Below are 9,992 nucleotides of genomic sequence, written 5' to 3'. Positions count from 1 at the left end.
CGTAGATGGCGAGTGGCAGGATCGTGTAGACCAGGATCAACGCGACCAGCGCGCCGCCTGACAGGCCGTCATAGCCGTAGTAGTCGTTCATGGTTCCCTCCAGAAAATTCATGATGCGGCATCATGCATGGTCGCTTCGCACGTAGCGACCCTGCGACGACAGAGCCCTGACAGACGATGCTCCAGGAGAACAGTGTGGGGAACAGCCCTCTCAGGGTGCCGGTCTTCGTCGGTCAGGGAGAAGCAGACGAGCTCGTGCTCCCGAGCGCGACCGAGGGCTACGTGAAGCTGCTCTGTACGCAGAGCACGGATGTCACCTTCCACCGCTATCCGGATGTCACCCACGGCCTCGCCGCCTACGCCGCGCTGCCGGATCTGCTCCTGTGGCTCCCGACGCTCGGTGGAGGCCGCCCCGCTGCCGACGGCTGCGACTGAGCGCTACTCCGCCAGGACCGCGAGCTCTGCCAGAACCCGCGGGTGGGCGAGGATCCGGAAGTGTCCGCCCGTCTCGAGGCGGACGTTCTTGGCGCCGGCGAGCTCGCTCCCCTCCGGGATGTGTGGATCGAACCCCGCGTAAACCGAGACGATCCGCTCGTTCACGCTCAGCTGCCGTGCGAGACTCACGATCGACGGGGCTTCCGGAGAGAACTCCCGCAGAGTGCGTGACAGTATGCGGCGGGCGTAGCGAGATCCGCCGAACGGTGTCGCGACCGCGAGCATCGACCGCACCCGCGCTCCCGCCGGGCCGGTCATGACGAGTTTCCCTGCGAGGCCGCCCTTGCTGTGGGCGACGAGGATCACATCGGTGAGGTCATGCTCCTCGAGGAAGGCCGTCACATCGGCGGCCAGGTCTACCACCGGCTGCTGATTGCGGCGGAGCGCGTCGACGATGTGGACGGGGTGCCCGCGCCGATGCATCGCCACGACGAGCGGTTGCAGGAACCTCCAGGTCTCGTACACACCGGGGAGCACGACGATGTGGGCGGCGCGCCCGGATGCGAAGGAGGCCGGATCGGTGCGGTCGAACAGCGCACGCACCTGCCAGTACCCCGCGTAGACGTAGTCAGCGACCCACCACCCGGCGTTCCTCAGCACGCCGATGATGTGCTCCTCGGACGACGGCACGGCTCCATGAGTGAAAACTACCTGACGCATATGACAGAGGGGGCGGGACCGAAGTCCCGCCCCCTCTGGATGCTGTCCGTCAGACGCCGGCCTTGTAGATGGGGGCGGCACCGCGGATCGCATCGCCGACCTTGTGCACACGAAGGTCGTTCGTCGATCCGACGATTCCGGGAGGGGAACCGGAGATCACGACGACCTTGTCCCCTTCCTCGGCGAGACCGTTGCCGAGCAGGTACTCGTCGACCTGGTGATACATCAGGTCGGTGTGCTGCACCATGTCGACCAGCGTCGAGCGGATGCCCCACGTCAGCGCCATGCGGCGGCGGATACCCGGCTCCGGCGTGAAGGCAATCATCGGGATGCGCGAGCGCAGACGCGACAGGCGTCGTGCCGAGTCACCGGACTGCGTGAACACGCAGAGGAACTTCGCGTCGACGAACTCGGCGACCTCGAGAGCGGCGAGGGTGATCGCGCCACCCTGCGTGCGGGGCTTGGTCGTGAGGGGCGCGATGCGCTCCAGGCCGTGCTCCTCGGTCGACTCGATGATGCGAGCCATGGTCTCCACGACCACGACGGGGTAGTCGCCGACGCTCGTCTCACCGGAGAGCATGACGGCGTCTGCACCGTCGAGCACCGCATTCGCGACATCCGAGGTCTCGGCGCGCGTCGGAACGGGGCTGTGGATCATCGACTCGAGCATCTGCGTCGCGACGATGACCGGCTTGGCCATGCGACGTGCGATCTCGACCGCACGCTTCTGCACGATCGGCACGGCCTCGAGCGGAAGCTCGACGCCCAGGTCGCCACGGGCGACCATGATCGAGTCGAAGGCGTCGACGATCTCCTCGAGCGCGTCGACGGCCTGCGGCTTCTCGACCTTGGCGATGACGGGCACGCGGACGCCCTCTTCCGCCATGATCTCGTGCACACGGGTGACGTCGTCGGCGTTGCGGACGAACGACAGGGCGATCAGGTCGGCGCCGATGCGCAGACCCCAACGCAAGTCGTCCTCGTCCTTCTCGCTCAGCGCGGGGACGTTGACGGCGACGCCGGGCAGGTTGATGCCCTTGTTGTTCGAGACGGCCCCGGCGACGATCACCTTGGTGGTGACCGTGACACCGTCGGTCTCGACGACCTCGACGCGCACCTTGCCGTCGTCGATGAGGAGGAAGTCACCGGGCTTGACGTCCTGCGGGAGACCCTTGAAGGTCGTACCGCAGATGTCCTTGTTGCCGATGATGTCTTCGGTGGTGATCTTGAAGATGTCGCCCTTGGCGAGCTCGTAAGGGCCGTTCTCGAACTTGCCGAGACGGATCTTCGGCCCCTGGAGGTCGACGAGGATGGCGACCGGACGACCGGCGTCCTCTGCGGCACGACGCACGTTGGCGTAGTTGTTCTCGTGCACGGAGTAGTCACCGTGGCTGAGGTTCAGTCGAGCGACATCCACCCCCGCATCGATCAGTGCGCGCACCGTCTCATAGGTGGAGGTGGCGGGGCCCAGGGTGGCGACGATTTTCGCGCGTCTCAAAGATTTCTCCAGGGTAGAAGTGGGGGAAGGTAAATCCGGCGACGGTGCCGGCCTCAGCCTACGCGGGCTGGAGACCGATCGCGACATCGCTCGGACGCACCGGCTCGGGCAGCACGGTGCTGCCCATGAGGAATCGGTCGACGTTCGCGGCCGCTGCACGGCCCTCGGCGATGGCCCATACGATGAGCGACTGTCCGCGGCCTGCGTCGCCGGCGACGAACACGCCGGGAACCGTCGACTCGTACGACGAGTCGCGCCCGAAGGCACCGCGCTCGGTCACCTGCGGAAGCGTGTCGTCGGTGTACCCGCCCTGCTCCGGTCCGGTGAACCCCATCGCGATCAGGATCAGATCCGCCGGGATCTCCCGCTCGGTGCCGCTCTTGGGCACACGGCGCCCGTCGATGTACTCCGTCTCGGCCACACGCAGCGCGCGGACCTCGCCGACCTCGTTCCCGAGGAACTCGACGGTCGATGCGAGGAAGACCCGCTCACCGCCTTCCTCGTGCGCGGAGGAGACCTCGAAGACGGTCGGCATCATCGGCCACGGCTGGTGGTCGGGACGCGTATCGCCGGGCTGCTTGCCGATCGCGAGGTTGGTCACGCTGAGCGCGCCCTGACGGTGAGCGGTGCCGATGCAGTCCGCACCGGTGTCTCCGCCGCCGATCACGATGACGTGCTTGCCCTCGGCGCTGATCTGGTCGGTGACCTTGTCTCCGGCGACCGCGTGGTTCGACTCCACGAGATACTCCATGGCGAAGTGCACGCCGTCGAGGTCGCGTCCGGGAATCGCGAGATCACGCGGCACGGTCGATCCGGTCGCGATGACGACGGCATCGTAGCGGGCGCGGAGGTCGGGCCAGGAGATGTCCTTGCCGATCTCGACACCCGCACGGAAGCGGGTGCCTTCCTCCTGCATCTGACGCAGGCGCGACTCGAGCTGCGTCTTCTCCATCTTGAAGTCCGGGATGCCGTAGCGCAGCAGACCGCCGATGCGATCGTCACGCTCGAAGACTGCGACGGTGTGCCCGGCCCTGGTGAGCTGCTGGGCGGCCGCGAGGCCCGCGGGCCCTGATCCGACCACAGCGACCGTCTTGCCGGTGAGGCGCTCAGGCGGCTCGGGCTCGACCCAGCCCTTCGCGAAGGCCTCGTCGATGATGGAGACCTCGATCTGCTTGATCGTCACCGCCGGCTGGTTGATGCCGAGCACGCACGAGCTCTCGCACGGTGCGGGGCACAGCCGGCCCGTGAACTCCGGGAAGTTGTTCGTCGCATGCAGGCGCTCGATCGCCGCGCGGCCCTCGCCGCGCCACGTCAGATCGTTCCACTCCGGAATCAGGTTGCCGAGCGGGCAGCCCTGATGGCAGAACGGCACACCGCAGTCCATGCAGCGTCCGGCCTGGCGGCGGAGGACCTGCGTGTCTCCGGGCTCGTAGACCTCTTTCCAGTCCATGATGCGCACGGGCACGGGACGACGTGCGGGAAGCTCCCGCTCGGTCACCTTCAGAAAGCCTTTGGGGTCAGCCACCGGTCACCTCCAGGATGCGGTTCCACACGATGTCGCCGTCGGGGTCGATCCCCTCGGCCAGCGCCTCCTCGCGCATGCTCCGCACCGCGGCGAAGTCGCGAGGCAGCACCTTGACGAACTCTGCCGCGGCCTCTTCGAAACTCTCGAGAAGCGCGGACGCCCGCGGAGACGCGGTGCGCTCGATGTGTGCGACGAGCAGGCTGCGCAGCACTTCGAGATCCGCGCGGTCCAGCGGCTCGAGCAGCAGCTCCCCGCTGCCCAGCGACTGGGCGTTGACCTTGCTCGTGTCGAGCGCGTGCACGTACGCCACTCCCCCGGACATGCCGGCGCCGAAGTTCCGACCGGTCGAACCGAGGATCACGGCCAGGCCACCGGTCATGTATTCGAGTGCATGGTCGCCCACGCCCTCGACGACGGCGGTCGCGCCGGAGTTGCGCACCAGGAACCGCTCGCCGACGACACCGGAGATGAACATCGTCCCCGAGGTAGCGCCGTAGCCGATCACGTTGCCGGCGATGACGTTCTCATGGGGTGCGATGGCGGAGCCGCGCGGCGGACGGATGGTGATGTCACCGCCCGACAGGCCCTTGCCGACGTAGTCGTTCGCATCACCTTCCAGCCGCAGCACGATCCCCGGCGGCAGGAACGCCCCGAGCGACTGTCCCGCGGTGCCGTGCAGGGTGACGTCGATCGTGCCCTGCGGCAGACCAGCGGCACCGTGCCGAGAGGTCACCTGGTGACCCAGCATCGTTCCGACCGCGCGTTCGGTGTTGGCGATGGGCAGCTCCACCACGACGGGTTCGCCGTTGAGCAGCGCCCCCTTCGCGATGTCGATCAGCTGCACGTCGAAGTGCTTCTCGAGCTCGTGATCCTGCGCGCGACCGCTGCGGCGAGGCTCGCCCGCCGGGAAGACGGGGCCTTCGAGCACGGGAGTGAGGTCGAGGCCCTCGGCCTTCCAATGCTCCACCGCGGCGTTGACCTCGATGAGCTCGGCGCGACCGATGATCTCGTCGAGCGAGCGGTAGCCGAGCTCGGCGAGGAGTTCGCGCACTTCCTCCGCGATGAACTCCATGAAGTTCACGACGAACTCGGGCTTGCCCGTGAAGCGCTCACGCAGAACCGGGTTCTGCGTGGCGACACCGACCGGGCAGGTGTCGAGGTGGCACACGCGCATCATGATGCAGCCGCTGACCACGAGCGGAGCGGTGGCGAAGCCGAACTCCTCCGCGCCCAGGAGTGCTCCGATGATGACGTCGCGACCGGTCTTGAGCTGACCGTCGACCTGCACCACGACGCGGTCCCGCATCCCGTTGAGCATGAGGGTCTGCTGCGTCTCGGCGAGGCCGAGCTCCCAGGGCGTGCCCGCGTGCTTGAGCGAGTTCAACGGGCTCGCACCCGTCCCGCCGTCGTGGCCGGAGACCAGGATGACGTCGCTCAGAGCCTTGGCGACACCCGCCGACACCGCGCCGATTCCCGACTGGCTCACGAGTTTGGTGTGGATGCGTGCTTCGGGATTCGCCCGCTTCAGGTCGAAGATGAGCTGCTTGAGGTCTTCGATCGAGTAGATGTCGTGGTGCGGCGGCGGCGAGATCAGTCCCACACCGGCCGTCGCGTGACGGGTGCGCGCGACCCAGGGGTAGACCTTGGTCGGCGGCAGCTGACCACCCTCACCGGGCTTGGCGCCCTGGGCGAGCTTGATCTGGATGTCGTCCGCCTCGGTCAGGTACAGGCTCGTGACGCCGAAGCGACCCGAGGCGACCTGCTTGATCGCGCTGCGACGCTCGGGGTCGACGAGACGGTCCGGGTCCTCGCCGCCTTCACCGGTGTTCGACTTCGCACCGATGCTGTTCATCGCGATCGCGAGCGTCTCGTGCGCTTCACGCGAGATCGAGCCGTAGCTCATCGCACCCGTGGAGAAGCGCTTAACGATGGCGGAGACCGGTTCGACCTCGTCCAGCGGCACGGGCTTGCGGGTGCCGGTGCGCAGGCTGAAGAGTCCACGCAACGTCTTGAGCTCGGCCGCCTGCTCGTCGACGAGCTTCGTGTACTCGCGGAAGATGTCGTAGCGCCGTGTGCGGGTCGAGTGCTGCAGCTTGAACACCGTCTCCGGGTTGAACAGGTGCGGAGAGCCGTCGCGGCGCCACTGGTACTCACCACCGGTCCACAGTCGCTCGTGCGCGCGGGCCGCGGCATCCTCCGGGTAGGCGTAGTCGTGCCGCGCCTGGTTCTCGGCGAAGATCTCCTCGATGCCGATCCCGCCGAGCTTGGACTCGGTGCGGGTGAAGTACGCGTCGATGAACTCCTGGCTGAGGCCGACCGCCTCGAACACCTGGGCGCCCGCGTAGGACGACACCGTGGAGATTCCCATCTTCGACATGATCTTGAGCACGCCCTTGCCCAGCGCGTAGATCAGGTTCTTGACCGCCTTCTCGGGCGTGATGCCGGTGATGTAGCCGGTGCGCACGAGGTGCTCGACCGTCTCCATCGCGAGATACGGGTTGACGGCGGAGGCTCCGTAGCCGATCAGCGTCGCGACGTGGTGTACCTCGCGCACGTCTCCGGCTTCCACGATGAGCCCGACCTTCATGCGGTTCTCGCGGCGGATGAGGTGGTGGTGGATCGCCGACACCATGAGCAGGGACGGGATCGGCGTCAGGTCCTTGTTCGAGTCGCGGTCCGACAGGATGATGAACTCGGCGCCGTTCTCGATCGCCTCGTCGGCCTCGGCGCACATCTCGGTGAGACGGTCCTGCAGAGTCTGGGGACCCGCGTCGAAGTGGTAGAGGCCACGGATGGTCGCGCTCGACCGACCAGGCATCGCCTTGTCGATGTGGCGGATCTTCGCGAGCTCGTCGTTGTCGATCACCGGGAAGTCGAGCGAGACGGTGCGGGTGTGCTCCGGTCCCCAGGAGAGCAGGTTGCTCTCCGGACCGAGGCCCAGCTTGAGGCTCGTGACGACCTCTTCACGGATCGAGTCGAGCGGCGGGTTCGTCACCTGCGCGAACTGCTGCGTGAAGTAGTCGAACAGCAGGCGAGGACGCTTGCTGAGCACCGCGATCGGCGTGTCCGACCCCATGGCGCCGAGCGGCTCGACACCCGTCTGCCCCATGGGCGTGAGGAGGATGCGGACTTCTTCCTCGGTGTATCCGAAGGTGCGCTGTCGACGGGTGATCGATGCCGGCGGGTGCACGATGTGCTCGCGGTCGGGCAGCTCGGCGAGCCGGACGGCGCCGGCATCCAGCCATTCCTGCCACGGGTGCATGGTGGCGAGGTCGTGCTTGATCTCGCTGTCCTCGATGATGCGACGCTGCGAGGTGTCGACGAGGAACATCTTGCCCGGCTGCAGGCGACCGCGACGCTTGATGCGTTCAGGCTCGAACTGGAGCACACCGGTCTCGGAGCCGATCACGACCAGACCGTCGGTCGTCTCCGTCCAGCGTCCAGGACGCAGGCCGTTGCGATCGAGGGTCGCGCCGACGAGCGTGCCATCGGTGAAGATGAGCGCTGCCGGACCGTCCCACGGCTCCATCTGGTTGGAGTGGTACTCGTAGAACGAGCGCAGCTCCGGCGTGATGTCGGCCTGCTTCTCGTACGCCTCCGGCACCATCATCATGATGGCGTGCGGGAGGCTGCGTCCGGTGAGGGTGAGCAGTTCGAGCACCTCGTCGAACGAGGCGGAGTCACTGGCGCCGTCGGTGCAGATCGGCAGCAGCGGCGTGATGTCGCCGAGGAGCTCGGACTCGAGCTGCGACTGGCGGGCGCGCATCCAGTTGCGGTTGCCGCCGACCGTGTTGATCTCGCCGTTGTGGGCGAGCATGCGCAGCGGCTGGGCGAGCGGCCACGACGGGAACGTGTTGGTGGAGTAGCGCGAGTGCACGACCGCGAGCTCGGAGGCGAAGCGCTCATCCTGCAGGTCGGGATAGAACGGCTCGAGCTGCAGCGTCGTGACCATGCCCTTGTACCCGAGCGTGCGGGCCGAGAGCGAGACGAAGTAGGCGCCGAGTTCGTGCCCGGCGCGCTTGCGCAGACGGTAGGCGACCCGGTCGAGGGCGATGCCTGTGAGGGGGGCATCCGTATGCGTCGCCCCTCCGGCACTCACGAAGAGCTGCTCGAAGGCGGGACGCGCCTCGTCGGCGAGCTTGCCGAGGTTCTCGTTGGCGGTGGGGACATCACGCCAGCCGAGGACGCGGAGTCCCTCGGAACGGGCGATCTTCTCGATCCCGGCCTTCTGCTGGCGGCGCTCGCTCGAATCGCGAGGCAGGAACGCCAGTCCTGCGGCGTACTCCCCCACGGGCGGCAGTTCGAAGCCGACGACGTCGCGGAGGAATGCATCGGGCATCTGCGTCAGGATGCCGGCGCCGTCCCCGGTGCCCGCATCCGAGCCGATGGCTCCGCGGTGCTCCAGGTTGCGCAGGGCCTCGAGGGCCAACGCGATGATGTCGTGCCCGGCTTCGCCGCGCAGTGTCGCGACCATGGCGAGGCCGCAGGCGTCTTTCTCGAACGCCGGGTTGTACATGCCCTGCTTCGGGGGGTATGCGCCGGAGGCGCCGTAAGGGGGCTGGAAGTACACCAGTTACCGTCCTCAGATCTTCGAGTGAAACCCGGGGACGACGTCGGCCCGCTCGTTCAGTGCAATGGTTCTCCCGCCACGAGGCGGCGTTATCGAGAGCCGTCCTCGCTCGTGGGAGCAGTGCTTGTGGCGGTGGCTCCTGCGGTGACTTCTTCGGTCGGAGGCTCGCTCACGTCTACGAAGTCAGAGGGATTGTTCTGCGATTGTACATCAGCGCCCGCCTCCTTCCGTTCGCGGCCCGGCTGGTACGGCGAGGGCTCGAGGCCGGGGTGACGACGCGTCTGCACGACGAGGATCGCGAGGCCGACGAGGACGCCGATGATCGCCGCGAGCACGTTGCTGCGCAGACCGAGGATGATCTCGCTCGGATCGATGCGGATCGACTCCCAGACGATGCGGCCAGCGCTGTACCAGATCAGGTAGATCGCGAACAGACGGCCCCACTGGAAGAAGAGCTTGCGCCCGAGCCAGAGCAGCACGATGACGCCCAACCCGTTCCAGAGGACTTCGTAGAGGAAGGTCGGGTGGAACAGCGTGCCCTCGGGGAGGCCCGGAGGGAAGGCCGAGTTCGTGGAAGGGATCTCCAGACCCCACGGCAGATCGGTGGGCAGCCCGAAGAGCTCGTTGTTGAACCAGTTGCCGAAGCGGCCCATGGCCTGAGCCAGCAGCAGTCCGGGGGCCAGGGCGTCCGCGAACGTCCAGAAGCGGATGCCCGTCCAGCGACACCCCAGGTACGCGCCGATGGCGCCGCCGATGAGGGCGCCGAAGATCGCGATTCCGCCCTCCCAGATCGCCCACACCGAGCCCGGCTGGAAGGGGTTCCAGGTGTTGATCCCCTCGCCGAAGTAGTCGTTCGGGTGCGTCAGCACGTGGAAGATGCGCGCTCCGATGATCGCCAGCGGCACCGCGAGGATCGAGATGTCGATGACCACCCACGGCTCCGCACCGCGCTTGGTGAGGCGGTGGTTGGTCAGGAACGTGGCGGCGATGATGCCGGCGATGATGCACAGCGCGTAGAAGTGGATCCGGATCGGCCCGAGGTCGAAATAGGAGACCGTGGGGCTCGGGATGCTGGCGAGCACGTTCGTGAAGGTGCTGTGGAGCGCGAGTGACATGAGTGCGATTCTAGTTCTCGTGATCGGGGCGTGCCGACGCGGTGCCGGTGGCCAGGTTGCGGGTGACTTCGGCGAGAGCGGGTACGCCGCCGTCGCGCAGGGCTCGGACCAGGGCCGTGCCGACGATCG

The 9,992-nt window shown here is 67.2% G+C and carries 6 protein-coding genes and 1 pseudogene; 1 reads left to right on the top strand and 6 read right to left on the bottom strand.

Annotated features, from left to right (window positions below; all coding sequences use genetic code 11):
* Positions 1-195 precede the first annotated feature (195 nt).
* On the top strand, positions 196-435 hold the full coding sequence (locus KZA10_RS02655; RefSeq protein WP_218682103.1) for a S9 family peptidase: 240 nt from the start codon (positions 196-198) through the stop codon (positions 433-435).
* Positions 436-438: 3 nt separating this feature from the next.
* Here KZA10_RS02655 and KZA10_RS02650 read toward each other — a convergent pair whose 3' ends face one another.
* From KZA10_RS02650 to KZA10_RS17660, 6 genes and pseudogenes are all read right to left on the bottom strand, one after another.
* Entirely contained in the window at positions 439-1,125 is a 687-nt protein-coding gene (locus tag KZA10_RS02650) for a triacylglycerol lipase (RefSeq protein ID WP_218682102.1), read from the bottom strand.
* Between the two features lie 79 nt (positions 1,126-1,204).
* Positions 1,205-2,653, bottom strand: coding sequence for a pyruvate kinase (gene pyk, locus KZA10_RS02645; protein ID WP_218682101.1), 1,449 nt, complete (start codon positions 2,651-2,653; stop codon positions 1,205-1,207).
* 58 nt (positions 2,654-2,711) lie between these two features.
* A complete protein-coding gene (locus KZA10_RS02640) occupies positions 2,712-4,178 on the bottom strand; it encodes a glutamate synthase subunit beta (protein ID WP_017830584.1) in 1,467 nt (488 codons plus the stop codon).
* Positions 4,171-8,694 (bottom strand): glutamate synthase large subunit, encoded by a 4,524-nt coding sequence (gene gltB / locus KZA10_RS02635; RefSeq protein ID WP_218682104.1) that lies wholly within the window; start codon positions 8,692-8,694, stop codon positions 4,171-4,173. Before gltB ends, KZA10_RS02640 begins: the two co-directional genes overlap by 8 nt.
* Positions 8,695-8,837: 143 nt before the next feature.
* A complete protein-coding gene (gene lgt, locus KZA10_RS02630) occupies positions 8,838-9,863 on the bottom strand; it encodes a prolipoprotein diacylglyceryl transferase (RefSeq protein ID WP_218682100.1) in 1,026 nt (341 codons plus the stop codon).
* A gap of 10 nt (positions 9,864-9,873) precedes the next feature.
* Positions 9,874-9,992 (bottom strand): annotated as a pseudogene (locus tag KZA10_RS17660) (tryptophan synthase subunit alpha); the annotation flags it as partial.

This window comes from Microbacterium sp. BF1 (assembly GCF_019279095.1).
Classification (GTDB): domain Bacteria; phylum Actinomycetota; class Actinomycetes; order Actinomycetales; family Microbacteriaceae; genus Microbacterium; species Microbacterium maritypicum.
This window is presented reverse-complemented; position numbering and strand designations above follow the sequence as displayed.

Excerpts from the sequence above, each read along its gene's own strand:
- lgt (WP_218682100.1), bottom strand. The coding sequence starts at position 9,863 with ATGTCACTCGCGCTCCACAGCACCTTCACGAACGTGCTCGCCAGCATC.
- gltB (WP_218682104.1), bottom strand. The coding sequence starts at position 8,694 with ATGTACAACCCGGCGTTCGAGAAAGACGCCTGCGGCCTCGCCATGGTC.